Genomic DNA, 26,921 nt, shown 5'->3' on the forward strand with positions numbered 1-26,921 from the left:
TCAGCGCCTCGCGGTGGAGAATTTGGAAAACCGGGTGAACAGCTGCATCAGCCCCATGCAGGCCCAGGTGATGGCGAAGGCGACGACGGCGAGCGCCGAGGGTTCGTAGGCGCGGTTGCCGCCCATCCAGACCATGTAGGGACCGAACGAGTTGACGTTCAGCAGGGCGGCGAAGACATATTCGCCGATGACGATGGCGAAGGTGAGGAAGGCCCCGGACAGCACCGATGCGAAGACGTTCGGCAGGATGACGGTGCCGAGGATGCGGGCCCCGCCGGCCCCGAGGCTCTGCGCCGCTTCCGTCAGGCTGGCGATGTCGATGCTGCGCAGGCCGGTATCCACCGAACGGTACATGTAGGGCAGCGACAGCGTCGCATAGCCGAACAGCAGCAGGATATTGGTGCCCCACCAGCTTCCCGTCAGCGGCAGGATCGAGGACGTGTTGTAGATGCGGATATAGCCGAAGACGATGACGATCGGCGGGATGACGAGCGGCAGCAGGGTGATGAACTCGACGATGGGGCGCAGGCCCGGAAACCGCAGCCGCACGAAATAGGCAGCCGGCACCACGAGCAGGATGCCGAGCACGATGGTGAGCAGGGCCAGCACGACCGAATAGCCGAAGGTCTGCTGGAACTGCGGGTCGGCGAGGACGACGCGATAGGCTTCGAAACTATAGCCGTCACGCTGCATGCGCAGCGAGAACTCGAACATGCCGATCAGCGGCAACAGGAAATAGAGCGCGCCCAGGGTGACCGCAAGCCAGGACCAGAAGTTCTTTCCCGTCATTTGACCCACCTTTCGGCGCGCATGCGCAAGAGGATGTAGATGCCGTTGGCGACGGCGGTCAGCAGGATCATGGCAAAGGCGATGGCATAGCCGAGATGTGGATCGTTCAGCACATCGCCGCGGATCTGCGCGAAAAGAACGATCGGGGCGATCGAGAGCGACGAGCCCGTGAGGGCGATGGCGGTCGCGACGGCGCCGAAGGCATTGGCGAAGAGAAGCGCCAGCGTGCCCAGAAGCGAGGGCCACAGCACCGGCAGTGCCACCAGGCGCCAATACTGGAAGCCGCTGGCCCCGAGACTTTCGGCCGCCTCGCGCCATTCGCGCCGGAGCCCTTCGAGAGCCGGGGTGATGATCAGCACCATCAGCGGGATCTGGAAATAGAGATAGGTGAGCGCCAGGCCGAGGAACGAGACGATGTTGAAGCCGGCGCCGTAGAGATTGATATCGAACCAGTTCCGCAGCAGCATCGTCACCAAGCCGAGGCGGCCCAGCGTGGCAATGAAGGCAAAGGCGAGCGGCACGCCGGCGAAATTCGACGCCACGCCGGAAAAGGTGAGGAGGGCGGCGCGCAGGAAACGCGGCAGACCGCCGAGCGTGACGGCCGCGGCGATGAAAAAGCCGAATACGCAGCCGAGCACGGCCGTCAGCAGGCTGAGTTCGATCGAGATCCAGAAAGCCGACCGGATGGAAGGCGAGAAGAGCTTGCCAAGGTTTTCCAGGGTCGCCCGCCCTTCCGTGTCCTGGACGGCGCCGAGCACGATGTCGAGCGTCGGCAGGATCAGGAAAAGCAAGGCGAAGAGGAAGAAGGGGACGACCCCGAACCAGCTCAGAACCTGCCGCGGCCGAAGAGCGGCCGGCAGGGATAGGGCATTTGTCGTCATCGGATTTTTCCCCGGAACGGTCCCGACAAGGGGCTGGCGGGAGGCCCGCCGCGGACGCAGCCTCCACACCGGATGCGAAGCCTTACTTCACGGTTGCGCCGACGACCTTGTCCCAGCCCTCGACGATGGCGGTCTTGTTGGCCGCGAGTTCTTCCACGGTCGGGAAGACCGCCTTTTCATAGGCCGCGGCGGGCGGCAGCTTGTCGAGCAGTTCCTGCGGGAACTTGCCTGCCGCCTGCATGGCGTTGAAACGCGCCGGGTGGCAATAGCCCTTGAGCCAGGCCGTCTGGCCCTCGTCGGAATAGAGATATTCCATCCACAGCTTGGCCGCGTTCGGATGCGGCGCATAGGCCGAGATAGCCTGGACGTAGACGCCGGCGACCACGCCGTTTTCCGGCACGACCACATCCATCGGCGGGTTGCCCTTCAGGCCGTCGCGCCAGGCGAGCAGATTGTAATCCCACGCGACGACGATCGGGGTCTGGCCCTGGGCGATGGTGCCGGCCTTGCCCAGCACCGGCACGAAATTGCCGGCCCCGTTCAGTTCCGCGAAGAGTTCCAGCCCCTTCTGGCCGGAGTCTGTCCCGGGCTTGGCGCCGCGCGAAAGGCCGGCCGACATCAGCGCCAGGATCGCCTGCGCCGAGGCGCGCGGATCGCCGGTCAGCGCAACGGCGCCGGAATATTCGGGCTTCTTGAGGTCCGGCCAGTCGGCCGGCGTATGCTCGATCAGGTCCTTGTTCACGCCGAAGGCCATGACGCCGTAATAGTCGCCGTACCAATAACCGTTCGCGTCCTTGATGCTGTCCGGGATCTCGGCCCAGGTGGCCACCTTGTAGGGTTGCAGCAGCCCTTCCGCGGCGGCTGCCGGCGCGAAGGCGAGGCCAAGGTCGACCACGTCGGGCGCCTGGGCACCCGTGTTGCCCTTGTTGGCCCGGATCGCCTCCAGCTCATCGGCCGTACCGGCATCGGGGTTCAACTCGTTGACGGTGATGCCCGGATACTTGGCCTTGAAGCCGGCGATCACCTCGCCATAGTTGCACCAGTCATGCGGCAGCGCGATGACTGTCAGCGCCCCTTCCTTCGTGGCGGCGGCGACCAATTCCGCCGGAGCCTGAGCCCGGGCAAGGCCCGGCAGCACGACCGCCAGGGCGAGCGCGGAGACGAAGGCGCGGCAGGTGGCGCGCGATGCGAAATTCTTCATGAATCCCTCCTGGAGACGGTCCAAGACGTCTCCTCGGCGATGGCAGCGGATGTCCGTCCCCAGGGGCCGGCCGACCGCCGCCCCCCTTCGGCATGCCTTGGCGGGCGCCTTGCGGAGAACGGCATCGGTGTGTCCTGGTATAGGGGCGAGATATAACAATTGGACGACAAAGATCCGTCCATTGTGATAGGTTCGACCATACCAATTCCGTGGAGCATTCCTTGGCCAAGCAGCTTGACGGCCCGCTTCTGCCCTTTTTGCGCCTCGATGCGGCGGCCGCCCTGCCGAAATTCCGGCAGTTGCAGGACCAGTTGCGCGTGGCAATCCTGCGGGGTCATCTGCGCGCCGGGACACGCCTGCCGGCGAGCCGCATTCTCGCCGAAGAATTGGGGCTGTCGCGCCAAACCGTGGTGCGGGTGCTGAAGAACCTCAGGACCGAGGGCTATCTGGAAGCGCGGCAGGGCGCCGGCACTTTCGTCTCCACGGCCTTGCCGAGCCAGGTCCTGAAGCCGCCGCTCACGCCGGACTGCGGCGAGGCAGCGTATGTCGCACCGCCCCGGCTGTCGCGCACCGGCAGCCTGTCCCGCCTGGTATCGGCCGACATCGACCAGGTGGAGCCTAAGCCTTTCCTGCCCAATTATCCGGCCATCGACCGCTTCCCTTTCGCCATCTGGCGCAAATGCTGGAGTTCGGCGACACGTGGCGGTAAGGCGACGGGCATGGGCTACGGCGACATCATGGGCGAATTGGTGCTGCGGCAAAGGATCGCCGACTATCTGGCCTTGCACCGGGGTGACCCTTGCGCCCCCGAGCAGATCATCATTACGCCCGGCGGGCACGCGGCCTTCACGCTCGCCGCTCTGGCGCTTGCCGATCCCGGCGACGGCATCCTGCTCGAAGATCCCGGCCCCATCACCACCAGCAACCTGTTCCGGGTGCTTGGCCTGCGCCTGTGCCTGGCCGGGGTCGATGCCGACGGCATGGATGTGGCCGGCGCCATCGCCCGCCATCCCGATGCGCGGCTCGCCTTTGTCATGCCGTCGCGCCAACACCCGCTCGGGGTTACGCTATCGCTGCCGCGCCGGCTCCTGCTGCTGGAATGGGCGCGGACGAACGATGCCTGGATCATCGAGGACGACTATGACAGCGAATTCCGCTACAGCGGCGAACTGCTGCCCTCCATGCGCTCCAGCGACAGCCATGACCGGGTGATCTATGTCGGCAGTTTCAGCAAGGCGCTCTATCCCGGCATTCGGGTCGGCTATCTCGTCCTGCCGCCGCAACTCGTCGGCACCTTCCGCAATCTCTCGGGGCTGATCCATCGCAGCGTGCCTGTGGAGACCCAGCTCGCGCTCGCCGAGTTCATCGCCGGCGGGCATTTCGCCAGCCATCTGCGGCGCATGCGCATTCTTTACGCGGAACGCCGCAACGCCTTCTGCGCGGCGGCGGGGGCCGCGCTGTCGGGCCTTGCCCGCATCGATTGCGCCGCGAGCGGTCTCAACGCCCTGGCCTGGCTGGCGGAGGGGCGCGACGACCGGACCGCCTGCCGGAACCTGCTTTCCGCGGGGCTGCAATGCTATCCGCTGTCCGACTATACGATCGAAACACCGCGGCCGGGCGCCCTCCTGTTCGGCTTCGGCGGCGTCCCCGCGGACAGGATGAGCACCTATCTGGCACGCGCCGCAACGGCGATCGCGCAATGATCACAGCGCGGAAAAGAGGGCGAGAAGGGCGGCGGGGGCCGGGGCCGGCGGGCGTTCCCGGTGCAGCAGCGCATAGAAGCGCCGGCGCGGCAAGGCCAGGCCGAGATCGATCAAAGTGCCGGCCTTCAGGCTGCCCGCCACCACATGGCGCGACAAGACCGTGAGGCCGGCGCCGTCTTCGACGGCCGACCGCACCGCCTCGTTCGACGGCAATTCGAGGAATACCTCCAGCCCGCCCGGGTCCAGCCCCAGGGCCGCCAGGGCCTGGAAAGCGATGGTCCGGGTTGCCGATCCACGCTCGCGCCAGACGAACGGCAGGCTCCGCAACAGGTTGGGATCGACGGTGCCGGCCGGCACCAGCCCGGGCCGCGCCACCAGGACGAGGTCGTCGGCCGCCACCGGCATGGCCCGCAGCGCGGGTTCGTCCACCTCCCCCTCGACCACGCCGAGGTCGGCCGTGCCCTCGAGGACCGAGCGGACCACGCTCTCGGTATTGCCGATCGAAAGCTCGAGCGCGATCGCCGGGTGGAGCCGGCGGTAGCGGTTCAGCACGGGCGGCAGCCAGTAGTTGGCCACGGTCTGGCTGGCGGCCAGGGCCAGCCGGCCCCGTCGCAACCCCGCCAAATCGTCCAGCAAGGCTTCCGCCGCCGCGGCCCGGGCGAGTACGGCCCGCGCCTCGGCCAGGAAGAGCCTGCCTGCCGCCGTCAGTTCTATCCCCCGGCCAACCCGGTTGAACAGGCGCGTGGCATGGCGCTGCTCAAGGGCGGCGATGGCGGCACTGACCGCCGATTGCGTCAAATTCAAATCGGCCGCCGCCCGGGTGAGATGTTCCCGCGCGGCGACGGCGACGAAGATGCGCAATTGTTCCAGGGTCATGCCGGCCGGAACATCAGTTCGATGGCCCCGAGCGAGAAGCCGGCGATGAACAGGAAGGCCAGGAAGCCCAGCAGCAGGGGCCGGGCTCCCTTGGCCCGCAGCTTCGCGACACTGGTCTCAAGCCCCATCGCGGCCAGCGCGACCGACAGCAGGAAGGCCGTCACCGAGACGATCCCGCTTTTCACCGCCGCCGGGATAATGATGATGCTGTTGAGCCCGACCATGGCGACAAAGCCGAGCACGAACCAGGGCATCGGTGCCCTCTTCGGCTTGCCCCGGCCGGGCCGACCCCCCCGCGCGAGGGCCCCCATGACCAGCACCACCGGGGCCAGCATGGCCACGCGGGAGAGTTTGGCGATGGTGCCGAAATCACCGGCCTCCTGCCCTCCCTGGTAGGCTGCCGCGACGACCTGCGCGATCTCGTGGATCGAGGCACCGGCCCAGAGGCCGTAGGCATCGGGCGCCAGGCCCAGCATTGCCGGGGCCAGGGGATAGAGAAACATGGCCGCTGTACCGAAGATGGTCACACAGGCCACGGCATAGGCCGCATCCTCGTCCCTCGCTTCGGTCACCGTGTTCACCGCGAAAATGGCGGAGGCGCCGCAGATCGACGTACCGGCGGCGATCAATTCAGCCAGCCGGCGGTCGACGCCGAGCTTCCGCCCCATCCACAGGGTGAACAGGAATGTCGAAGCGATGGTCGCGACGATGACGGCGATCCCGCCCCCGCCAACCTCGGCCACCTGGCTCGCGGTCAACTGCAAGCCGAGCAGGATGATGGCAAGGCGCAGAACCGGCTTCATCGCGAAGGCGATGCCGGGCTTCGCCTTGTCGGGCACGCCGATGAGATTGCGGACGGCGATGCCGATGACGATGGCCAGGATCATCGGACTGAAGATGCCGAGCCCGGGCAGGTGCCGAAGGGCGAAGGCGCCGGCGGCGATCAGCCCAGCCAGCAGGAGGCCCGGCGCCAGAACCGGAGGGCGAAGCCGCCCCAAAGAGGCAGTGAAGGCAAGGGTCACGATGGGCCTCCCAAGTTGCCGAGGGATCGTGTCACCGCAGGCCCGTTCATAAAAATTGATAGTATTTGTCTGATCGTTCTGTTTTTCCGAACGTTACACGCATCGGCGGAATCGGTGCCGCCCAGTCCTGCGACGGGGTCGCTCGTGCCGGCGGGCAAGATCAGGATCCCCGGGCCGTCGCGGTCAGCAGGAAACGCCGAGGCGGCGGAGAAATGTCATGGCCGGCGGCCATTCGCCATAGCCCGCGGCGGGATTGAGGTGACCGACGGCGCCGGCGTCGACCAGTTCGGCGCCCCAGGCATCGGCCAGCCCCGCCACCCGGTCGAAGGCGCCGAGCGGATCATTGGTGCTGGCGGCGAGGATGGAAGGGAACGGCAGGGGTTTCCGCGGCACCGGCAGCCAGCCGTTGGCCGCGAGCGCCTCGCTGGACGGATAGCCGGGCGGCAGCGGAACCTCCAGGTCGGCCGGGGTCACCAGCAGGGCGCCGGCGATGGGCCGCCCATGGTTCCGCGCCCAATGCGCGACGATCATCACCCCGGCGCTGTGGGCGGCGAAGACCACCGGCCCCGCGATCGCCGCCAGGGCGGCGTCGAGGGCGGCGACCCGGGCGTCCCGGCTCAGCCTGTCGGCCTTGAGCGGCGGCACGGTCACGGCACCGGGCAAGGCCCGGGCGAGATGGGTCTGCCAATGGTCTTCGACATGGTCCCGAAGGCCGGGCACGATCAGGACGGTGGGGCCTTGGGCAGGCGACATGGGCAGATTCCTTGGCATCGGGGCGCGGACAGTCAAGCCGGGGTGCCGAGCCGGCCGAGGTCGCGGGCGTATCGCCGGCGACCGATCAGGAAGCAGCAGGCGGCGGCGATACTGACCGCCGGCGCCCATTGCAGGGCACCGTCGAGGCCGATGCGGTCGGCCAGCAGGCCGGTGAGATAGGGCCCGGGCGCGAGGCCGAAGATATTATTGGCCAGCGTCAGGGTGGCGAAGGCGGCGGCGTGGACGGCCGGCGGCGTCAGATTGGCGACCATCGCGCCGGCCGGCCCGGCCGTGCCGGCCACGGTCAGCATGGCGGCACCGATCAGGACCAGTTGCGCGGTCCCCGGGCCGAGCGCGAAGGCCGCGGTCAGCAGGATGCAGGAAAGCAGCGCATAGGCGACGGCGAACAGCCACTTGCGCGCGGGCACGGTCCGGCTGAAGCGGTCGGTGGCGATGCCGCAGCCGATCATGCCGAGCGCGCCGATCAGGACGAACAGCGCCCCGAGCGATGCCGCCTTGTCTGCCGGCAGAGCGTAGTAACGGTTCAGGTAACTGGGCATCCAGGCGATCACCGCCGCCATGATGAAGAGCTGGAAGCCGCTGCCGGCATAGGCGCAGACCACGGAGACGGAGGAGAACAGCGACGTCACCGCCGTCCGGACATCCATCCGCGCGGTCGCGTCCGGCGTCGCCGCGGCCGTCTTGCCGCCGGCCTTCGCCAGCCGCCGTTCGGTGACGGTGAGGAAGAAGCCGAAGGCCAGGGCCGCGCCGAACAGGCCCATCACCCCGAACGACCAGCGCCACCCCATGTGCACGGCGACGACCCCGCCGATGGCCATGCCGAGCACCGAGCCGAAGGCGCCGCCGGCCATGAAGGCGCCGGTCAGGGTCGAGCGCATGTGGCGCGGGAAAATGCCGAGGATGAGGGCGATGCCGACGCTGCCGTAGGCGGCCTCGCCGACGCCGACGCAGAGGCGGGCGATCATCATCTCGCCGTAACCGGTGGCGAGCGCGCAGCCGATGGTCGCGGCGCTCCAGCACAGCGCCATGGCGATCAGGCTGCGCACCTGCCCGAAGCGGGCCGCCGCCAGCGACAGCGGCAGGGTGAGGATGCCGACGGTGAGCGCGACGACGCCGCTGAGCGAGCCCAGTTCGGCGTCGCTGAGGCCCCAGTCGGCCTTCAGCAGCGGGAACACGCTGTTGAGGACCTGGCGCGACATATAGTCGGACAGCAGCAGCCCGAAGGTCAGCGCGAAGACGACCCAGGCATAGGCCGTCGCCCTGGACGGGCTATCGGCGAGCGCGGCATCCTTGGCCATGCCGCCGGTAAGAACTGCCATCACAACCTCCCTTGCGATCCCGGCCGGCGCACCGCCGGGATCGCCGATCGACCGATGTTTCCCGGCCTTGAAAATCAGGCCGCGTGCTGGGTGAAGCCGACCTGCCCGGGCTTCCGGTTCGGGGCGAAGCCGTTCTTGGCCAGGGTCTCGTCGATGCTGCCGTAGAAGGTGCCGATCTTGTAGATCTCGCGCGCTTCACTGGCAGTCGCGATGTCGCGGCCGAATTCGCGCGACAGGCGGACGAGTTGCTCGATCTGCTCGACGCTGCTCATCTTGCGATCGCGGCGCTGGGTCCAGATATTGTCCTCGATGCCGCAGCGGACGTGCAGGCCGAGGGCGATCGCCATCATGTTGAGCGGCAGCACGTTCAGCATGGAAGATTCCAGGGTCAGCACCGAACCGTCCGGACAGGCGCGCACGAAATTCGCCAGGTTGTAGAGGTTCGGGGCATCGAAGCCGCCGCCGATGGCGACCCAGGTCAGCACCAGCGGGCCCATGAACTTGCCCCGGCGCATCATGCGCTCGACCGTTTCCAGTTGCGAGATGGTCGCCAGCTGGAAATGGGTCTGGATGCCCTTCTCGCTCAGGCGCCGGACATGTTCCTCGACCCAGCCCGGACCGGCCGGAATGGTCATCTCCCGATAGGCGTGGTACATGGCCGGGTCCGCCAGGGTGGTGCCGGCGATGTCGGCATCGCACATTTGCTCGACCACATTCATCTGGTTGGTGTTGATCGCGATGGTCACCTGGTCCGGGGCCGGGGTCAGGTCGGCCAGCATGTGGCGCGTATCGTCCGACAGCCATTTGGCCGCCTCGCCCTCGCCTTCCGGCGCGAAGGAGATCGAGCCGCCGACCTGCAGGATCATGTCCGGCACCGCCTGGCGCAGGCCGGCCAGCAGTTCATTGAACTTGGACAGGCGCTTGGACCCCTTGCCGTCCAGTTCGCGGACATGGAGATGCAGCACGGTGGCGCCGGCGTTGTAGCAGTCGACCGCCTTCTGGATGTGCTCGTCCATGCTGACCGGAATGTCTTCGGGAAAGTCGGAAGGCATCCATTCCGGCCCATAGGGGGCGGCGGTGATCACCAGCTTCGGCTGGTTTTCCGGGAAAAGCGAACCGTCGAGAAAATTCATCGCACTCTCCTCTTGCAGGGTGTCGTGGGTCGTTGGTGGTTGCGGACGGTCAGAACGGCACGTCGCCGATGATCCCGGCGCGCTCCATCTTGCGGTGGCAGGGGGCGTAATCCATGACGGCATAGTGCTGGGTGCTGCGGTTGTCCCAGATCGCCACGCTGTTCTTCCGCCAGCGCCAGCGGACCTGGTATTCGGGGATCGCCGCCTGGGAAATCAGGTAATGCAGGAGCTGGGCGGCGCCCGGCGCGTAATCCTGGCCGTAGCGCACGCGCTCGGGCGTGTGGAAATTGGTGAAATGGGTCGCGAAGGCGTTGACGAACAGGACCTTCTCGCCGGTTTCCGGGTGGATGCGCACCACCGGGTGTTCGGCATCCGGGAACTGCGCCTTCAGCGCCAGGCGCTTCTCGACCGGCAGCTTGGCGCCGAAGCTCGCCTCGATGCTGTGGCGGGCGCGCAGGCCTTCGATCTGCGCCTTCACCGGGTCGGGCAGCTTCTCGTAGGCCAGCACCATATTGGCCCACATGGTGTCGCCGCCGACCGCCGGCGTCTCGACACAGCGCAGCACGCAGCCCATGGGCGGGGCATCGCGCCAGGTCGCATCGGCGTGCCAGGCATTCTCGTAGCGGTCGATCGGCTGGTCCGGGCTCTTGTAGATCTGCACCAGCCCCGGATGATCGGGATGGCTGCCGGCAACCGGATGATCCTCGAGCCGGCCGAAGCGCTCGGCGAAGGCGACGTGGTCGGCGCGGCTGATGTCCTGGTCGCGCAGGAACAGCACGCGGTGGGCCAGCAGCAGCGCCTTGATCTCGGCGAACAGCGCCTCGTCGCGCGCGGCATCGCCCAGGGTCACGTTCAGCAGTTCAGCGCCGATGGCGGCGGTCAGTTGCTCGTATTTCACCGAATTGTTCAGCGCGCCGCGGCTGACGATGGCGGGGGCTTCGCCGATAGTGGCCTGTTGGGGCATGGTTCCCTCCCTAGACATAGAAGACCGAGGAGCCGACGGTGGTGCCGGCCTCGATATCCCGGTGCGCCTGGCTGGCGTCTTGCAGCGCGTAACGCTGGTTGATCTCGATCCTGATCCGGCCCGCCGCGACATGGTCGAACAATTCCCCCGCCAGGGCCGCCTTCTCCGCCGGGTCGGCGATATAGTCGGCAAGCGCCGGGCGGGTGACGTAGATCGAGCCCTTCATGGCAAGTTGCGGCGCCTCGATCGGCGGCGTCGGCCCGGAAGCGGTGCCGAAGAGGACGAGCAGGCCGCGCCTGCGCACCGAGTCCAGCGAGGCGGCGAAGGTGGACTTGCCGATACTGTCGAGCACGAGGTCCGCCCCGCGGCCGTCGGTTAGTTCGCGCACCCGTCTGGCGACATCCTCGGTCCGGGACAAGATGGTCTCGGTGCAGCCATGGGCGCGGGCGACGGCCGCCTTTTCTTCGGTCGAGACCGTGCCGATGACCCGGTAGCCGAGCAGCGCCGCCCATTGCGCGACGATCAGGCCGACGCCGCCGGCGGCGGCATGGAGCAGGATCGTGTCGCCGGCGGCCAGCGGCCAGATGCGGCGGACGAGATAGGCGGCGGTCAGGCCCCGCATGGTCATCGCCGCCGCGGTCTCGAAGGGAATGGCGTCCGGCAGCTTGATCAGGGGGGCGGCCGGGATCAGGCGTTCCGTGCTATAAGCGCCCAGCGTGTTGACGAAGCCGGTATAGGTCACCCGGTCGCCCTTGCGGACATGGGCAACCCCTTCGCCGACCTCTTCGACCACCCCGGCCGCCTCCACCCCCAGGCCGCAGGGCAGCGGCACCGGATAGAGACCGCTGCGGAAATAGGTATCGGCGAAATTCAGGCCGACGGCGGCGTGGCGCAGGCGCACCTGGCCCGGGCCGGGTGCGCCGACCGGGACCTCTTCCCAGCCAATGACCTCGGGCCCTCCAGTCTTGTGCAAGCGGGCAGCAATAGCCAAAGCGTTATCCTCCTCAATGCCGGCCCGGGGCCGTTCTTCCTTGATCGCGTTCGTCACCGCGACGGCAAGAGATTGACGATCCTCGAGAAAAGCTGGCGATACGCCGCGTCGGCCTCGCCGCCGAAGCGGGGGTCCTCGTTCGCGGCGAAGGCGGCACCGATCTCGGCCCAGTCGGCCTCGGTCAGGAAGCGTTCGGCGGCGGGCAGGATGACGCTCTCCTCGCGGCCGAGGTGATCCCAAAGGAACCGGGCATAATTGTCGACAGCCTCGCGGACGGTCGGCAGCGCCACCGTGCCGGCGATCTGCCCCTCCACCAGGGTTTCCAACTCGGCCAGCAATTGGCGGTCGCGGGCGTGCTGGCGCTCAAGCTCGTCGAGGTCAGGGTTGAATTCGCTGGTCCGCTGGCGCAGCCGGGCGAACAGATGGGCTTCTTCCTTGGGGTGGTGCAGGGCCACGGGGAAGTGCCGGATGTAATGCATGATCGCCCGCATCGCTGCCGGGTCGGGCGCCTCGCCGCCATCCTCGGCCGTCTTGATCAGGTGCAGCCAGGCTTGCAGCACGGCGGAGAGCGAACGGTGCTCGTCGCGGATGATGTTGATGGCGAGAAGCGGCGCCGGCGGGTCGGCCGTTGCCGACACCAGCACGGGGATTTCCGAATTCACCAGCACCTTCAGGGTCTGCGATCCCAGCATGGTGCCGATCACGCTGCTCCGCCCGTGCGAGGCCATGAAGATCAGGTCGCAGCGCTCCTGCCGTGCGGCATCGAGGATGGCGCGATAGGGCGCATCCGCCAAGGCGCTGCGGGAATCGCAGGCGACACCGCGTGCCCGTGCCGCCGACTCGGCCTTGGCCAGCAGTTCGCGGGCCCGGTCCTCATAGGCATAGGCGAAGGTCCCCGGCGAGAGCAGCCGCACCGTATCGACCTCCCCGCGCAGGGAGGCCGCATGGTCGGGCAGGGCGTGGAAGAAGGTGATGCGCGCATTGAGCAGCCGCGCGAACTCGACCGCCCGCCCCACGGTGAGGGTGGAGAGATCCGATCCATCGATGGGGACGAGCAAGTGGCGGTACATGTCCTTATCCTCGTTTGGTTGCCGCCGGTCCATCGCTTCAAGCCGTGGAGCCATCCTAGCGGGGGACGGGGCGGCCCACCCCCCTCGCCTAGAGTGGGGCGGGGACTAGGAACGGGCCTTCGACGACCCGCCCAGCAGGACGCGCGACAGAGCCGGGATCAGCACCAGCGCGCCCAGCATGTTCCACAGGAACATGAAGGTGAGCAGGATGCCCATATCGGCCTGAAACTTGATCGGCGACCAGGCCCAGGTCACGACCCCCGCGGCCAGCGTCACGCCGACCAGCGCCACGACCTTGCCGGTGAACTGGACGGCCCGGCGATAGGCGAGGCCGAGCGGCACCCCGGCCCGCTGCTGGGCAAGCTGCACCGACAGGAGATAGAGCGCATAATCGACGCCGATGCCGACCCCGAGCGCGATGACCGGCAGGGTCGCCACCTTGACGCCGATCCCCAGCACGACCATCAGGGCCTCGCACAGGATCGAGGTCACGATCAGCGGCACCACCGCGACCACCACCGCGCGCCAGCTGCGGAAGGTCACCAGGCACAGCACCACCACCGCGCCATAGACATAGAGCAGCATCATGTGGTTGGCCTCGCGCACCACCATGTTGGTCGCGGCCTCGATGCCGGCGCTGCCGGCCGCCAGCCTGAACTGGACATCGTCGCCGCTATGCGCGGCGACGAAGGCTTCGGCCCGCGCGGTGACCCGGTCCAGCGTCTCCGCCCGGTGATCGCTCAGATAGGCGATGACCGGCATGACCGAACAGGCGGCGTTGAACAGGTCGGGATTATTGACCGACGCCTGCTGCGCCGCATAGTTCAGCACATCCTGGTTGCGCGAGATCGTCAGCCATTTCGGGCTGCCCTCGTAGGACCCCGAAGTGATCTGGCGCACCGCGTTGCCGAGGAAGACCGTCGCCTGCACCCCCGGCACCTGCTGCAACTCCCAGGCCAGCCGGTCGGCTTCGACCAGTGTCCTGTACTTGAGGCAGCCCTCGTCGGCGGTCCTGACGATCACGGCGAACTGGTCGCTGGACAGGGCGTAATGGCCGGTGATGTAGGCATTGTCGAGGTTGTAGCGGGACTCGGGCCGCAATTCCGGCGCCCCTGAATCGAGGTCGCCGATCTTCAGGTCGGCACTGACCACGAGGCCCGCCGCCGCGACCACGGCCGTGACCGCGATGGCGCCCCAGGCCCAGCGGGCTTCGGTGAAGCGGTCGAGCCCGTTCCACAGGGCGGCCAGCCCCCGGCCGCGGCCTTCGGCATCCAGGGTCCGCAAGCTGCGGGCCGCCGCCGCCCCGCTGACACCGAGATAGGAAAGCAGCACGGGCAGCAGCAGCAGGTTGGTGACGATCAGCACGCCGACACCGAGGCTGGCGGTCAGGGCCAGGTCCTGGATCACGGGAATGTCGATCACCATCAGCACCGCGAAGCCGACCGCATCGGCCAGGAGGGCGGTCATCCCCGCCAGGAAGAGCCGGCGGAAGGTATAGCGCGAGGCGACCAGGCGGTGGGTGCCGCGGCCGATGTCCTGCATGATGCCGTTCATCTTCTGGGCACCATGGGAGACGCCGATGGCGAAGATCAGGAACGGCACCAGGATCGAGAACGGGTCGAGTTCGAAGCCGAGATAGGCGACAAGGCCGAGCTGCCAGACCACGGCGACCAGCGAACAGGCCACCACCAGCGCGGTGCTGCGCAGGCAGCGGGTATAGAGATAGATCACGGCGGCGGCGATCGCGGCGGCGACGGCGAAATAGGCCATCACCAGCGCCAGCCCGTCGATCAGGTCGCCGATCAGCTTGGCGAAACCGATGATATGGATGCGGATGCGCGCAGATTCATGCGCGGCGACGACCGCGCCATCGATGGTCCGCGCCAGCTGCCGGTAATCGAGCGGATTGCCCGTGGCGGGGTCCCTGTCGAGCAGCGGCACGACGATCATGCTCGACCGGAAATCGGTCCCGACCAGGCTGCCGACGATGCCCGCGCGGGTGATGTTGGCGCGCAGCGCCTCGGTCCCCGGGCCTGAGCCGTCGTAATTGTCGGGCATGACGGGGCCGCCGCGGAAGCCTTCCTCGGTGACCTCGGTCCAGCGGACCGCCGGGGTCCACAGGGATTTCACCCAGGCGCGGTCGACGCCCTGCGTCAGCGCCAGTTCGTCGCTGATCTTCTTCAGGACATCCAGATAGGCGGGATCGTAAATATCGCCGTCCGTGGTCTCGACCACCACCCGCAGCACATTCCCGAGGCCGCGCAGGTCGGCCTTGCTTTCCAGGTAATGCTGAATGTAGGGGTGGCCCTCCGGGATCATCTTTTCGAAGCTGGCGTTCAGCGCCAGCCTGGTCGCGGCGCCATAGCCGAGCCCGACCGTCAGCACCATGCAGAAGGCGACGAAAAGCAGCCGGTTGTTGAAGATGAAGCGCTCGAGACGGCTGCCCGAGTTGCGGTTGAAACCGGCAAGGTTGCTCACCACCGGCATACGGTCGAGCAGATCGGTGACGGCGGCCATGGCCGGTTCCTCCTGAAATCGTTGTTCTTATGGGGCCCGACTCAGGTCCAGCGCCCGCAGGCCCCGGGGTCCGGCGATGACGACGACGCCATTCCCGGCATCGGCAACGGCGGCGGCCGGCAGCGGCCCGCCGACGGGCGCCGGCTGGAAATGCTGCCCGCCGTCGGCACTGACCAGCAGGTGACCGGCCTGGCTCACCATCAGCAGGCGGCCGTCCGCGCCGGCGGCGCCGGTCAGGCCGACCTGCACCCCGGTCTCGACCTTGTCCCAGGTGACGCCGCCATCGGCGCTGCGAAAGGCATTGCCGCGCAGGCCGAAGACGACGGCGGCATCGCCGGCGCCGGCGATGCCGAACAGGGTGCCGTTGTAGGGCAGTTCCACCGCGGCAAAGCGCAGGGTCTCCGGGTTCCACCTGAGGAGCAGGCCCTGCTCGCCCGCAATGAAGAGGGCGCCGCCGGCCGGACGGACGGCATAGAAATGCAGGCCGCGCGGATTGTCGGTGCGGTGGAACCAGGGACGCCAAGTCTGTCCGCCGTCCTCGGTCTTGAGGATCAGGTTGAAGGCGCCGACGACGAAGCCATGCTTCTCGTCCGCGAACCAGACATCGAGGATGGGCGTATCGACACCCTGCGCGGCGAAGCGTTCGGCATCGGCCAGGATCGCCGCCGCCTGATCGGCATCGCCAAGCTCGCCAGCGGCCGCCATCGCGCTATAGGCGGCGGTCACCGTCTTGCCCAGGGTGCGGCCGTCCAGCTGGCGCATCCAGGTCTCGCCGCCATCCGCCGAATGGAGCACCACGCCGTCATGGCCGACCGCCCAGCCCTGCCGCGGCGTCGGGAAATGCACGGCGACCAGATCGGTGCTGACCGGCACCTGAGCCTGGCGCCAGGTGGTGCCCCGGTTGTCGGACAGCATGATATGCCCGCGCTGCCCCACGGCGACGACCCGGCCGCCGGCCACGGCAAGACCGTTGAACAGGGTGCGCGCGGCAAGCGGGCTGGCCTCTGCCGGGGTGTCGAGCAAGTCCCGGAAACCTTCGGCGGCGGCCCCGGTCGCGGTCAGCAACGCCAAGGCCGCAGCGGCGGACAGCAGCATGGAGCGGAACATGGCCATTCCTTCTTGGAGGTGGGAAGGGATGCCAGGCGTGGCGGGAAAACCCGCCGACGCCCGGCTGCCGCAGGATCAGCGGATGCCGGACCCGGCCAGGGCATCGGCCGACCATTCGCGGTCGGACCGGGGCCTGGTCTGGCGCATGCCGCCGGTTTCGGCGACAAAGCCGGTCAGGGCATAGGTGCGCTGGGCCAGGTTGTAGTGGCTGAACATGTCGCTATAGGGCGCCGGCACATCGTAGCTCGGCGTCATATAGGCGAAGCCGGCGACGGCCAGATCGCCCCTTGCGTCATATTCGTCCGAGGCCAGCGCCGCCCAGGAATCCTCGTCGAGATAGAAGACCCGGCGGCTGTAGATGTGACGCTTGCCTTCCTTCAGCTTGGCTTCGACCACCCAGACACGGTGCAATTCCCAGCGGATCAGATCGGGGTTGAGGTGGTTGGCGGCCAGCAGGTCCGCCTGTTTCGCTTCGTAAAGCGCGTTGTAGCAATTATAGGGAACGTAGATCTCGCGCTTGCCGACCAGTTGAAAGTCGAAGCGGTCCATCGAGCCGTTGAACAGGAAGACATCGTCGAAGGTATTGACCCCGGCCGTGCCCGGATTGGGCGTGTCGAAGGAGAAATCGGGCGCGACCTTGACCCGGCGCTGGCCGGGCAGATAGGCCCAGGACCGGCGATCCTTGGTGCCGACGTCCAGCGGGTCGATGATCATCAGCGCCTCGCCCGCACGCCGCGCCGGGCCGGTGTAGGACAGCCGCATCCGCCAATAGGTGTCGGCGTCCGGCTTGGAGACGTCCCAGAAGGGATATTCCTGGGTGCTCTGGCCCTCGGTCGACAGGGTGACGTGGCCGCTCGCATCGACGATGAAGTTGCGGTACTTCGATTCATAGGCCAGGCCGTTGAAGCGCAGCAGGTGGTTCCACATCGCCTCGTAGCCGCTCTTCGGCATCGGGAACGGGAAGGCGGCATGGACGCCGGAAATGGAGTTGCCGTCGGCGCTGATGGTCGCCGTGGTCGCCTGCTGCTTCGTGTTTTCGAGGACGAAGGCGGGGAAGGTGACGGTCCGGTGGGTCGGGTAGACGTCCAGCCGGAAGCTCGCATAGCGCGTCAGCAGCGCCTTGGCGCCTTCCGTCAGGCGGGCGGCCTCGCCGGCCATCGAGCCGGCGTCGATCACGAGGCGGGGCTTCTCGCCCGCGAAGGGATCGGGGCGGATGCCGCTGCCGGCCGCGAAACCGGCGGGCGGCGTGGTGAGGCCGCCGGCATAGGCCGGGATGGTGGCGGCGGCGTTGCCGGCCATTTCGGCGCCGACGGGGGTCAGGGTGGTGCCCAGCCGCTTCGCCTCTTCGGGGGTGACGCCGGCTTGGGCGGCACCGGCGGCGAAGATCGCCACCAGGGCCGAGGTCAGGATCAGTGCCTTGCGCATGGTTTGGCCTCAGAAAGTGGTCTTGAGGGTGAGGCTGACGAAACCACGGTCCTTGAGCGCGGTCGTGAAGCCGTTGAGCGAGGAGACGGCATTGCCGGTGGTCTCGGTATGGCCGAAGTAATCGACCCACTTCAGGTCGACCCGGTACTTCTGCTGGACGTCGGCGGAGAGGCCGACGGTGTAGTTCCCGTTGCCCTCGTTGCCGCCGAAGACGGTCGGCGAATTGCCGCGCAGGCCGAGCGAGACCGCCATCGGCGCCGACAGATCGATGCCGGGCACGACCTGGAACCAGACCGGGTTGAAGCTGGCGCTCCAGCCGACAAAATTCCGGGTGGCGCAGCCGTCCCACTTGTTCTTGCCCACGCAGGGCGCGTAACCCACGGCGTTGAACAGGTTCTCGCCGCTGGTCACGTCGGAGTAATGGGCCCAGGTGAATTCGGTGCCCCAGGTCGCGGCATCGAACACCGCATTGCCGGGCAGCACGCCGAGCAGGTTGATCAGCGCATGCTGGGTGTCGCCCCGGGGCCCGGGGGTCGAACCGTCGGCAGGGCGGCCGATCGGCGAGATCCCGAGGATCTGGGCGTTCAACGGCGTATTGTGGCGATAGGAGAATTCCGTCCCCAGGCTGACGCCGCCGATATTGGTGGTGAAGCTGATCCCGAAGAGGTCGATGTCGTCAGGATAGATCAGGGCATATTCGCTGCCGCTGGCCGGGGCCACGCGGGTCAGCAGCGCCTGGGGCAGCTTGTCGGCGAAGCGCCGGTAGTAGAAGCCGAGCGTGCCGTCGAGAATGTCCGGGCTCCAGCGCGCGGCCAGGCCGAATTCGCCGATCTGGTTCGGCTCGACCGGGCTCGCATGGGTCGCGAAACCGAGGGCGGCGCTGATGTACTGGCGGTCCGGCCCGTTGAAGGCGAAATCGACGGGGCCGAGATAGGTCCCGCCCTCGGGGTAGCGATAGGCTTCCCATTCCAGGAAGACCTGGGCCGCCAGCGACAGGTCGTCCGTCACCTGGGCCTGGAACGAGACCTGGTTCAGGGGGCGGAACAATTCCTTGATCTCGGCGCCCGGGGTGGCGAAACCCTTCTGAAGATCGATGGGCGCCTGGCCGTAGGAAACGCTGTGCAGCGCGCCCCCGAGATAGAGCGATTCACCCCAGAACACGGTGTGGCGGCCGACCTTCACCCGAACCGGGATGTCATCGACATCGAAATTGGCGAAGGCGAAGGCGTCGAGGATTTCCCCCGAAGGGCCGAGGTAATAGCGCTCGGTGTAATTGCTGTAGGAACCGCCGCGGTAGCTGGGAATGCTGGTGAAGGGTGCGTTCGGATTGGTCTTCGGCCCCTCCTCATAAGCATTGTCGTACCAGAAGGCGGCGCTGACGCGGGCGCCGAAACGGCCTTGATAGACGAGGTCGAGTTCGGACAGCAGATCGACCCGATTGGTGACGATGTCGCCCCGGTCGAAGCTGAACGTGCCTTCGTCGTAGAGCGGGGAATTGCCCAGTTCGGCGTTACGGCTGTCGACGCGCATGCCGATATTGTAACGGACCGTATTGTCCCAACGCAGTTCGAGGTCGGGCGTGCCCGTGTCGATTTCGGCGGCCCGGCCATCGCCGGCGACCAGGGTGGTTACGGCAGCGGCATAGCACAGGGCGCGCCGCCACGACTTCTGTTGTCCTTGGGATTTCATATGGATGCCCTTCTCCCGGATCTGGGGACAGCTTCGGCGTTACGGCCTTCGCAGAGTCAGCGAGGGCCGGTCGGCAATCGCCCCCGTCGCCGGGGGCCTATTCATGGATCGATGGCGTGAAGGCCGGGGCGTTTACGGGGATTTCCCCGCCCCGGCGCGTTCAGGACCGGGCGGCGTCCGGCCCGCTGCGCGCGCCGTACCGACAGAGGGCTTTCGGACACGCCGCCGAATGCGCCCTTTCAAACAGGATGTCGTCCATCTCTGGAACTCCTCGCCATGGAGGCCGCCCGCTCATGGGGCTCGGCCCTCTTTTATGGCGGCGAGAGTGGCCGGTTTCATTCCCCCCCGCCCCCCTCGTCCCGAGGGGTATCGCGACTTTGTCGGAGATGCGGCGCGAAACGGTCAGTCGGCGCCTTCAAGCAGGCCCAGGATCCGGGCGCGGTGCAGAAGCTGCTTGCGCGTGCCGGCGTCGAGCTTGCCGAACAGGTTCTTCAAGTGCCATTTGACGGTTTCCTCGCCGATCTCCATCGCCTGGGCGATTTCCTTGTTGGACAAGGCGCGGGCGAGGAGTTCCAGCACTTCCCGCTCTTTCGGGGTCAGGACCATGCTGGCAACCACCTTGGGGCCGCCCTGGGCGCGGGGCGCGGGAGGGCGGAGCGTGGGGGCGATCGTCATCGCCGGGTTGGAGAGATGGGCCTTGGCGGCCTCCTCTGTCAACCGGCGGGCCCAATCGGCCAGTCCCGGATGGGCATCGACGATGGTGCGCTTCAGCCCATAGGTCGCGGCGAGGTTCAGCGCCTCATCGAGCAGCGGGCCGGCGCGCTCGCCCAGGCGGTCGAGGGCATAGGCACGCAGGGCCATGATCTCGATGCGCAGCCGGCCGTGCCTTGCCCGTTCGGCCGGGGGCACAGCCTGTTCCAGGCAGGCCAGCGCCTCCTTCCATTTCTGCGCCGCGATCGCGGCATAGGCACGGGCCAGATGGCGCTGCATGATGGCGGAGCGATGCCAGACGTCGCCCTTCGACAGGTCGTCGCGCGCCAGGATCTCGTCGATCCGTTCAACCAGGCTGCGGCAGGTCTCGCTGCGGAACCGGCCGGCGTGGATGCGCACCTGTTCGCCAAGGCTGAAGATGCCGAGACGCGGCAGGTGGCGCTTGACGGCGACGCGGTGCAGGGCGTCCAGAATTTCCAGGCCCCGATAGTCGGCCCCCTGGGCGCAGGCGATGCGGGCGGCGGTGCGGAAGGCCAGCAGCATGGGCTCCGGCGCGCCCGCCCCTTCCAGAATATCCAGGCGGTTGGCCAGCAGGGCCGCCGCCTCGTCGATCTGATCCGCCTCATAGACCGCCACGGCCAGCAGGGCGGCGAGCATGCAGACCAGGGGGTTGCGCCGGCCGAGATCGGCCTCCGCCTCCGCCAGGGCGACCCGCAGGTCCCCTTCCCCGAGACGGACCTGGCCTTCCCAGACATAGGTGAGCCCGGTGATCAGCCGGCTCCACAGGAGGGCCGTGGACGGTGCCCCCTTGCGGTCTTCGACCGGCAGGGTCTGATAGACGTCGCGGGCCGCGCCCGGACCGTCCCGGAACAGGGTGATCATGGCCAGCCGGTTGACGTGATTGGTCGCGAGCCGGGGCGGAAGCACGGGCTTTCGCTCGATCCAGGGCTGGAAGACGGCGATGCAGGCTTCCGGGTCGTCGGCGTAATAAGCGGCGCCGCTGGTGATCAGGTCGCATTCGTAGCGCAGGCTCTCGTCCACGCCCGGCTGGCCGAGGATGCGGCCGACCCATTCGTTGGCCTCCTGGTGCCGGTCGCCCAGCGCCAGCGCCCAGGCGACGGCAAGGCGCAGGCGCGGCCGGCGGTCCAGTTCCTCGACGGGCAGAAGCCGGCTCCACTCCAGGACCGCTTCCGGACCCGCCTTCATCAGCGTGTCGTAGAGGCTGCGCTCCACCAAATCATAGGACAGATCGTGATCGCCAGCCGCCTCGGCGTGGCGGGCGGCATCCTCCACCATGCCGCGGGCGGCAAGCCAGAGGCTGGCCCGGCCGTGCAAGCGGGCGCGTTCCGCGGCCGGCAGCGCTGCGAAACGCTCGCGCAAGGCGCTGCGGACGAGCATGTGCAGACGGCACCATTCGCTGTCGTCGGCAGTCAGGAAGACCGGCGTATCGCGGACGAGCCGGGCCAGCCGCTCGGGGGCGTCGTCACGGTCGGCGAGCGTTCGGCACAGATCCGGATGGAGATGGTCGACGACCGAGATCCGGACCAGGAAAGCCTCGTCCTCGGCGGACAGCCGGCTCAACAGCCGGTCGACCAGATGCTGGTCGAGCGTGGCGGAACCGATGGTCAGGCCCTTCAGCGCGGTATGGGGATCGTCGCTTCGCTCGAGGTCGGCCAGGATAATCTGCAGCCCGAGCGGCCAGCCATCCGCCCGTTCGTGCAGGCGGGCACAGGCATCGACATCGACCCCGCTGCCGAGGCGGCCTCGCACCAGCGCGATCGTCTCCTCCAGGCGAAAGCGCAGCATGTCCTGACCGACCGGCAGGCACTCGCCATATTCGATCAGGTCCGCGACCTCCGTATCGAGACCGGCCCGGCCGGCAACGATCAGGCCGAGGTTCTGCGGCGCATTGTGAAGCAGATAGCCGAGGACCGCCCGCCCCGCGGTCGAGAGGCGGTCGGCCTCGTCGATGATGACCACGAGGTCCAGCGGGGTGACGGCAACCTCCGCCAGCCAACTCGTCACCCCGTCGAGGGCGCCGGCGCCCGGGGGGGAACCGGCCGGCAGGGTACGGCCGAACCCCGGGCGCCCGCAGCCGATCCGCACGGAAAGGACCAAGCTTTGCAGGAAACGGACGGGATCGCCATTGTCGTCCGCGGAGAGCCAGGCCACCGCAGCGCCGCGGGCCAGCGCTTCCCGCCGCCACTGCGCGAGCAGCGAGGTCTTGCCGAAGCCGGGCGGTGCCTGCACAAGAATGATGGCCCGTTCGGACAGCAGGCCGCTGTTGAGAGACAGGCGCGAACGGGGCAGCAGATGGCGGGGAACGCGCGGCGGCATGACCTTGAGGAGAATCTCGGAGTCCGGGAGGCTCGCGTCGGTATCAGCCGTGCCCACCATTGGACGCGCCCCTTTCGTATTTTATATCAGACTACAGATTTTTCAGTCATTTGGTGATAGTCGACGGCAATATCGCATTTTGTCCACCCTTTTGAAGAGCGCGCTCGGGCGTCGGCCTTGGCGGCGGAGGTATCCCTTCTGATAGTGCGAGGCACGCCGCTACAGCGTGCAGATCCGCCTGATCGGCGAGCAGCATGCCGTCGCGGATCCGGGCTTCATCCCGAGCTTCGCCGATTGTATCCGCGGCATCCGGCCGGAACCCCGGATCGGCCGTGCCCAGCGGATCCACCGCCAAGCCGATCCCTTCGCTCCGTGATCTCCGGTCAAATCCTCAAGCGGATTTTTCCATGACGACCGCAGGATTCGGATATGGCCCGATACTCAAGCCTTGCCGCAGCAATCGGCCACCGTCTCGCCGAACAGCGGGGCGCAAATGTCCGGACGGCCGCCGCAGCATTCCCTGGTCATGAAGTCGATCAGGCCGCGAAACCCGTCGATGTCGGCGCGATAGAGCATGGTCCGTCCCTGTCGCTGGACTTTTGCCAGGCCGGCACGCGTCAGGATCGCCAGATGCGCCGACATCGTGTTGTGCGGGACAGCCAGCGCCGTCGCAATATCTCCAGCCAGCATGCCTTCGGGGTGGCGAGCGACGAGCATCCTGAAGACATGCATGCGGGTCGCCTGGGCAAGGGCGGACAATGCTTCGATTGCCCGTTCCTCTTCGATATTCGATACGGCGGGCAGGACAGCGGCGGTGGCGTCAGGACTGGGCATGTTCCGATTCATTGGCACGTGACGGCAGAAACAAGGTGGCGATCCAGCACAGGGCGACCATGGCGGCGGAACCGGCAAGGCCGGCATCGAGACCACCCCATTGGTAGAGGGTACCGGAAAGAGCCACACCAATGAAGCGCCCAGCGGCATTGGCGGCATAGTAGAAGCCGACATCCTCGGCCAGTTTCTCGGACCCGGCATAGGCCAGGATCAGGTAGGAGTGAACCGAGGAATTCACCGCGAACACGAAACCGAAAACGGCAAGCCCCGCGACCAGGACGATGTCCGGGCCGGGTGCCTGGGGCAGCAGGGCGGGCAGCCGGTCGATGGCGAAGATCAGGGCGGCCGGGATCAGGGCCAGCGCCAGCGACCACCAGCGCGCCGCCGGCACCTCGCGCGAAAGGCCATCGCGGCTGCGCCGCACGAGCGAGGGCGCGGCCGCCTGGATCAGGCCATAGCCGATCGTCCAGAGCGCGAGGAAGGTGCCGACACCGGTGAAGGTCCAGCCGGCGGCATAGAGAAAGACGGGAACGCCGACCACGAACCAGACGTCCCGCGCACCGAACATGCCGACCCGGGCCAGGGCCAGAAGATTGACCCCGGCCGATTTGGAAAAGAATTCCCGGGCAGAACTCGACGCCTTGGCCCGTCCCAGCATCGGCGGCAGGGACAGAAGCGCCGCGACGAGCACGAAGCCGAGCACCCCGGCCATGCCCCAGAGCGAGGCCTGGAAACCGAAGATTTCGAGCAGCACCCCGCCCAGGAAGAACCCCGCCCCCTTCATCGCATTCTTGCTGCCGGTGAACCAGGCGACCCAGCGGAACAGGCGCGAGGCGCTGCCATCCCCCGCCGTCAGCTTGATCGCCGATTTCGAGGCGGTCTTGGTCAGATCCTTGGCAACGCCGCAAAGACCCTGGCAGCCGACCACCCAGACGACCGAATGCAACGCGCTCCATGCCGGCGAGACGGCCGAAAGCAGCAGGAAGCCGGCAATCTGCGTGGCAAGCCCGACCGCCAGCATGCGCGCGATGCCGAAGCGCGTCGCCAGCCAGCCGCCGATCAGGTTCGCGCCGATCCCGGCCGCTTCATAGAGAAGGAACAGCAGCGCCAGGGTGAAAGGCGAATAACCGAGCCGGTAGAAATGCAGCAGCACCAGCATCCGGAGCGCACCGTCCGTCAGTGTGAAGCCCCAATAGGCGGCGGTGACGATCGCGTAGTTCCGCACACCGGACATGCCTATATCCCCCGCTGCGCCAGAATTGTGGCGAGATCGACCATCCGGCAGGCATAGCCCAATTCGTTGTCGTACCAGGCGTAGACCTTCAGCATGGTGCCGTCGGTCACCAGGGTCGACAGGCCATCGACGATGGAACTCCGCGTATCCCTGGCGAAATCGGCCGAAACCAGGGGACGCGGCTCGTAGCCGAGGATGCCGGCGAGCGGGCCGGTGGCGGCTTCGGCGAATAGCGCGTTCACTTCATCGGCCGTGGTTTCCCGGCGCATTTCGAAGACGCAGTCGGTCAGGCTGGCGTTCAGCACCGGCGCACGCACCGCATGGCCGTTCAACCGGCCCTTCAGTTCGGGGTAGATCAGGCCGATCGCCGTGGCGCTGCCGGTCGTCGTCGGCTGAAGGCTGGTCATGGCGCTTCTGGCCCGGCGCAGGTCCTTGTGGGGCGCGTCGACGACGACATTCGTGTTGGTCGGATTGTGGATCGTCGTGATCTGGCCGTGACGGATGCCGATCGCCTCATGGACGACCTTGACCACCGGAGCCAGGCAATTGGTGGTGCAGGAAGCCGCGGTCACGATCGGGTGGCGGGCGGGATCGTAAAGATGATCGTTCACCCCGACGACGATGTTCAGCACCCCCTCGACCTTGACCGGCGCGGAGACAATCACGCGCTTGGCCCCCCGGTCGAAATGCCCCTGAAGTTTTTCCGGCGTCAGAAACCTGCCGCTGCATTCGAGGACGACATCGACCCCGCGATCGCCCCAGGGAATATCCTCCGGTGCGGCGTGGGCGCTCACGGTCATGGCTCGGCCGGCCGCCTCGATCCTGTCGCCATCAGCCCGGAGGTCCGTACGCCAGCGGCCCTGGACACTGTCGAATTCCAACAGATGGGCAATGACGGCGGCATCACCCTTGATCTCGTTGAGGTGGACGATTTCCAGCCGGTTGCCGCTGCGGGGATCATCCGCGGACCGGTCGGCCCCGCCAAGTGCCGCCCTCAGGGCCAGGCGCCCCATCCGGCCAAGACCATTGATGCCTACGCGCATGACAACCTCCACGCCGCCCGGACCACGGCCGGACTCGAATATTCAGCAACTCGGACAAAGACGAGAGCGGCGCCCGCTCGCACGGACGCCGCCCCAGATCCTTACTTGAGGTCGGCGCCGCTCAGCGGGGCGAATGCCAAGGCATGGGCCCGGACCTGTTCGAGTTCGTCCTTGGGCAGCACCACGAGGCCCTTGCCCTGGAGATACCCGCCCTCGCCCATCGCCTTGCTGGAAGTGTACTCGGCGACGAACTCCTTCAGCCCGGGCACCAAGCCGACGTGCTGATTCTTGACGTAGACGAACATCGAGCGCGCCACGGCATATTTGCCCGCGGAGATGTCGTCGTATTCCGGACTCGTACCGTCGATCGGCGAACCCTGGATCTTGTCGAGGTTTTCCTCGAGGAAGCTGTACCCGAAGGCGCCGAAGGCATCGGGATTGGAAACCAGCTTCTGCACGATCAGATTGTCGTTCTCGCCGGCTTCGACATAGGCGCCATCCTCGCGGATCTTCATGCACTTCGCCGCGGCATCCTTCTTGTCGATGCCGGCGGCGACCATCGCATCGAGCGCGCCCGCCGCCTCGCAGCCTTTTTCGAGGATGAGTTCGTTGAAGGAATCGCGAGTGCCGGAGGTGGGCGGCGGGCCGATCAGTTCGATCTTCTTGGCCGGCAGGCTCGGGTCGATCTCGTTCCAGGTCTTGTAGGGATTGACCACGACCTTGCCATCCACGACGACCTCGGCGGCCAAGGCCTTCCAGAGCTGGGCCTTGGTGAAAGGCTGCACCGGCGACGCCTTGGAATTGGCAACGACGAGACCATCGAAGCCGATCTTGATTTCCGTAATCGCGGTGACGCCGTTCTTGCCGCAGGTCTCGAACTCCGACGCCTTGATCCGGCGCGAGGCATTCGTGATGTCCGGTTGATCCTCGCCGACACCGGCGCAGAACAGCTTCAGGCCCCCGCCCGTGCCGGTCGATTCCACCACCGGGGTCTTAAAGGCGCCGGCCTTGCCGAAGGCTTCGGCAACCGCGGTGGTGAAGGGGAAGACGGTGGAAGAGCCGACGATACGGATCTGGTCCCGGGCAGCGGCCTGCCCGGCAAAGGCGCAAGCCAGGACGGCCGTGGCCCCCACGATCGCAAGAGTATTCCTGATGGTCATCTCGGTCTGTACCTCAATTGATGGATAGAGGTTCAGCGGCCGCCGGATGACGTCACCCCCCTTCGTCCCTGAACGCGGAAGACCGTATGGTCCGAATCTGTCACAAGAGTTTCATTTTTGCTTCCAATTGATGAAATTTCT

Annotated in this window: 22 protein-coding genes; 2 read left to right on the top strand and 20 right to left on the bottom strand. The window is 67.2% G+C overall.

What is annotated here, in order from left to right:
- The 3 genes from DKG75_RS20290 to DKG75_RS20300 form a co-directional block, all read right to left on the bottom strand.
- On the bottom strand, positions 1-789 hold the full coding sequence (locus tag DKG75_RS20290; RefSeq protein WP_109923019.1) for an ABC transporter permease: 789 nt from the start codon (positions 787-789) through the stop codon (positions 1-3).
- Entirely contained in the window at positions 786-1,670 is an 885-nt protein-coding gene (locus tag DKG75_RS20295) for an ABC transporter permease (RefSeq protein WP_109923020.1), read from the bottom strand. The genes DKG75_RS20290 and DKG75_RS20295 overlap by 4 nt, the downstream gene beginning before the upstream one ends.
- A gap of 82 nt (positions 1,671-1,752) precedes the next feature.
- Complete coding sequence (locus DKG75_RS20300) at positions 1,753-2,871, bottom strand: ABC transporter substrate-binding protein (protein ID WP_109923021.1); 1,119 nt, start codon at positions 2,869-2,871, stop codon at positions 1,753-1,755.
- Between the two features lie 221 nt (positions 2,872-3,092).
- Between DKG75_RS20300 and pdxR the strand changes: the two genes are divergently transcribed.
- Positions 3,093-4,574, top strand: coding sequence for a MocR-like pyridoxine biosynthesis transcription factor PdxR (pdxR, locus tag DKG75_RS20305; RefSeq protein ID WP_133637039.1), 1,482 nt, complete (start codon positions 3,093-3,095; stop codon positions 4,572-4,574).
- On the opposite strand, the gene DKG75_RS20310 is transcribed toward pdxR, so the two are convergent.
- The 13 genes from DKG75_RS20310 to DKG75_RS20370 all read right to left on the bottom strand — a co-directional run bounded on the left by DKG75_RS20310 (position 4,575) and on the right by DKG75_RS20370 (position 22,569).
- Positions 4,575-5,450 (bottom strand): LysR family transcriptional regulator, encoded by an 876-nt coding sequence (locus tag DKG75_RS20310; protein ID WP_109923023.1) that lies wholly within the window; start codon positions 5,448-5,450, stop codon positions 4,575-4,577.
- Entirely contained in the window at positions 5,447-6,472 is a 1,026-nt protein-coding gene (locus DKG75_RS20315) for a YeiH family protein (protein ID WP_243746584.1), read from the bottom strand. Before DKG75_RS20315 ends, DKG75_RS20310 begins: the two co-directional genes overlap by 4 nt.
- Positions 6,473-6,655: 183 nt before the next feature.
- Positions 6,656-7,225 carry an RBBP9/YdeN family alpha/beta hydrolase gene (locus tag DKG75_RS20320; RefSeq protein ID WP_109923025.1) on the bottom strand — a complete coding sequence of 190 codons (570 nt, stop codon included), beginning with the start codon at positions 7,223-7,225 and terminating at the stop codon, positions 6,656-6,658.
- A gap of 32 nt (positions 7,226-7,257) precedes the next feature.
- On the bottom strand, positions 7,258-8,565 hold the full coding sequence (locus DKG75_RS20325; RefSeq protein ID WP_109923026.1) for an MFS transporter: 1,308 nt from the start codon (positions 8,563-8,565) through the stop codon (positions 7,258-7,260).
- A gap of 74 nt (positions 8,566-8,639) precedes the next feature.
- Positions 8,640-9,698, bottom strand: coding sequence for a beta-keto acid cleavage family enzyme (locus DKG75_RS20330; protein WP_109923027.1), 1,059 nt, complete (start codon positions 9,696-9,698; stop codon positions 8,640-8,642).
- Positions 9,699-9,747: 49 nt separating this feature from the next.
- Entirely contained in the window at positions 9,748-10,662 is a 915-nt protein-coding gene (locus tag DKG75_RS20335) for a TauD/TfdA dioxygenase family protein (protein WP_208112201.1), read from the bottom strand.
- Between the two features lie 10 nt (positions 10,663-10,672).
- Positions 10,673-11,653 carry a quinone oxidoreductase family protein gene (locus DKG75_RS20340; RefSeq protein ID WP_109923075.1) on the bottom strand — a complete coding sequence of 327 codons (981 nt, stop codon included), beginning with the start codon at positions 11,651-11,653 and terminating at the stop codon, positions 10,673-10,675.
- Positions 11,654-11,706: 53 nt separating this feature from the next.
- Positions 11,707-12,723, bottom strand: coding sequence for a universal stress protein (locus tag DKG75_RS20345; protein WP_109923028.1), 1,017 nt, complete (start codon positions 12,721-12,723; stop codon positions 11,707-11,709).
- 105 nt (positions 12,724-12,828) lie between these two features.
- Positions 12,829-15,240 carry an efflux RND transporter permease subunit gene (locus DKG75_RS20350; RefSeq protein WP_109923029.1) on the bottom strand — a complete coding sequence of 804 codons (2,412 nt, stop codon included), beginning with the start codon at positions 15,238-15,240 and terminating at the stop codon, positions 12,829-12,831.
- Positions 15,241-15,267: 27 nt separating this feature from the next.
- Positions 15,268-16,347 (bottom strand): WD40/YVTN/BNR-like repeat-containing protein, encoded by a 1,080-nt coding sequence (locus tag DKG75_RS20355; protein WP_208112193.1) that lies wholly within the window; start codon positions 16,345-16,347, stop codon positions 15,268-15,270.
- 75 nt (positions 16,348-16,422) lie between these two features.
- Complete coding sequence (locus DKG75_RS20360) at positions 16,423-17,772, bottom strand: DUF1329 domain-containing protein (protein WP_109923031.1); 1,350 nt, start codon at positions 17,770-17,772, stop codon at positions 16,423-16,425.
- Between the two features lie 9 nt (positions 17,773-17,781).
- Complete coding sequence (locus DKG75_RS20365) at positions 17,782-19,461, bottom strand: DUF1302 domain-containing protein (protein ID WP_109923032.1); 1,680 nt, start codon at positions 19,459-19,461, stop codon at positions 17,782-17,784.
- Between the two features lie 402 nt (positions 19,462-19,863).
- A complete protein-coding gene (locus tag DKG75_RS20370; RefSeq protein WP_109923033.1) occupies positions 19,864-22,569 on the bottom strand; it encodes a winged helix-turn-helix domain-containing protein in 2,706 nt (901 codons plus the stop codon).
- A gap of 166 nt (positions 22,570-22,735) precedes the next feature.
- On the opposite strand from DKG75_RS20370, the gene DKG75_RS23085 reads away from it, so the two are divergent.
- On the top strand, positions 22,736-22,885 hold the full coding sequence (locus tag DKG75_RS23085) for a hypothetical protein (protein ID WP_208112191.1): 150 nt from the start codon (positions 22,736-22,738) through the stop codon (positions 22,883-22,885).
- Positions 22,886-22,950: 65 nt separating this feature from the next.
- Here DKG75_RS23085 and DKG75_RS20375 read toward each other — a convergent pair whose 3' ends face one another.
- The 4 genes from DKG75_RS20375 to DKG75_RS20390 form a co-directional block, all read right to left on the bottom strand.
- Positions 22,951-23,343 (bottom strand): ArsR/SmtB family transcription factor, encoded by a 393-nt coding sequence (locus DKG75_RS20375; protein ID WP_243746583.1) that lies wholly within the window; start codon positions 23,341-23,343, stop codon positions 22,951-22,953.
- Positions 23,330-24,577 carry an organoarsenical effux MFS transporter ArsJ gene (gene arsJ, locus DKG75_RS20380; RefSeq protein WP_109923034.1) on the bottom strand — a complete coding sequence of 416 codons (1,248 nt, stop codon included), beginning with the start codon at positions 24,575-24,577 and terminating at the stop codon, positions 23,330-23,332. Before arsJ ends, DKG75_RS20375 begins: the two co-directional genes overlap by 14 nt.
- A 2-nt stretch (positions 24,578-24,579) precedes the next feature.
- Positions 24,580-25,620, bottom strand: coding sequence for an ArsJ-associated glyceraldehyde-3-phosphate dehydrogenase (locus DKG75_RS20385; RefSeq protein WP_109923035.1), 1,041 nt, complete (start codon positions 25,618-25,620; stop codon positions 24,580-24,582).
- 101 nt (positions 25,621-25,721) lie between these two features.
- Entirely contained in the window at positions 25,722-26,780 is a 1,059-nt protein-coding gene (locus tag DKG75_RS20390; RefSeq protein ID WP_109923036.1) for a substrate-binding domain-containing protein, read from the bottom strand.
- Between the last annotated feature and the right edge of the window lie 141 nt (positions 26,781-26,921).

It is taken from the genome of Zavarzinia compransoris, from assembly GCF_003173055.1.
In the GTDB taxonomy this organism is placed as follows: Bacteria; Pseudomonadota; Alphaproteobacteria; order Zavarziniales; family Zavarziniaceae; genus Zavarzinia; species Zavarzinia compransoris.

Excerpts from the sequence above, each read along its gene's own strand:
- DKG75_RS20365 (WP_109923032.1), bottom strand. The coding sequence starts at position 19,461 with ATGAAATCCCAAGGACAACAGAAGTCGTGGCGGCGCGCCCTGTGCTAT.
- DKG75_RS20300 (WP_109923021.1), bottom strand. The coding sequence starts at position 2,871 with ATGAAGAATTTCGCATCGCGCGCCACCTGCCGCGCCTTCGTCTCCGCG.
- DKG75_RS20325 (WP_109923026.1), bottom strand. The coding sequence starts at position 8,565 with ATGGCAGTTCTTACCGGCGGCATGGCCAAGGATGCCGCGCTCGCCGAT.
- DKG75_RS20360 (WP_109923031.1), bottom strand. The coding sequence starts at position 17,772 with ATGCGCAAGGCACTGATCCTGACCTCGGCCCTGGTGGCGATCTTCGCC.
- DKG75_RS20290 (WP_109923019.1), bottom strand. The coding sequence starts at position 789 with ATGACGGGAAAGAACTTCTGGTCCTGGCTTGCGGTCACCCTGGGCGCG.
- DKG75_RS20295 (WP_109923020.1), bottom strand. The coding sequence starts at position 1,670 with ATGACGACAAATGCCCTATCCCTGCCGGCCGCTCTTCGGCCGCGGCAG.
- DKG75_RS20385 (WP_109923035.1), bottom strand. The coding sequence starts at position 25,620 with ATGCGCGTAGGCATCAATGGTCTTGGCCGGATGGGGCGCCTGGCCCTG.
- DKG75_RS20335 (WP_208112201.1), bottom strand. The coding sequence starts at position 10,662 with ATGCCCCAACAGGCCACTATCGGCGAAGCCCCCGCCATCGTCAGCCGC.
- DKG75_RS20310 (WP_109923023.1), bottom strand. The coding sequence starts at position 5,450 with ATGACCCTGGAACAATTGCGCATCTTCGTCGCCGTCGCCGCGCGGGAA.
- arsJ (WP_109923034.1), bottom strand. The coding sequence starts at position 24,577 with ATGTCCGGTGTGCGGAACTACGCGATCGTCACCGCCGCCTATTGGGGC.
- DKG75_RS20320 (WP_109923025.1), bottom strand. The coding sequence starts at position 7,225 with ATGTCGCCTGCCCAAGGCCCCACCGTCCTGATCGTGCCCGGCCTTCGG.
- DKG75_RS20370 (WP_109923033.1), bottom strand. The coding sequence starts at position 22,569 with ATGGTGGGCACGGCTGATACCGACGCGAGCCTCCCGGACTCCGAGATT.
- DKG75_RS20330 (WP_109923027.1), bottom strand. The coding sequence starts at position 9,698 with ATGAATTTTCTCGACGGTTCGCTTTTCCCGGAAAACCAGCCGAAGCTG.
- DKG75_RS20355 (WP_208112193.1), bottom strand. The coding sequence starts at position 16,347 with ATGTTCCGCTCCATGCTGCTGTCCGCCGCTGCGGCCTTGGCGTTGCTG.
- DKG75_RS20390 (WP_109923036.1), bottom strand. The coding sequence starts at position 26,780 with ATGACCATCAGGAATACTCTTGCGATCGTGGGGGCCACGGCCGTCCTG.
- DKG75_RS20350 (WP_109923029.1), bottom strand. The coding sequence starts at position 15,240 with ATGGCCGCCGTCACCGATCTGCTCGACCGTATGCCGGTGGTGAGCAAC.
- DKG75_RS20375 (WP_243746583.1), bottom strand. The coding sequence starts at position 23,343 with ATGCCCAGTCCTGACGCCACCGCCGCTGTCCTGCCCGCCGTATCGAAT.
- DKG75_RS20345 (WP_109923028.1), bottom strand. The coding sequence starts at position 12,723 with ATGTACCGCCACTTGCTCGTCCCCATCGATGGATCGGATCTCTCCACC.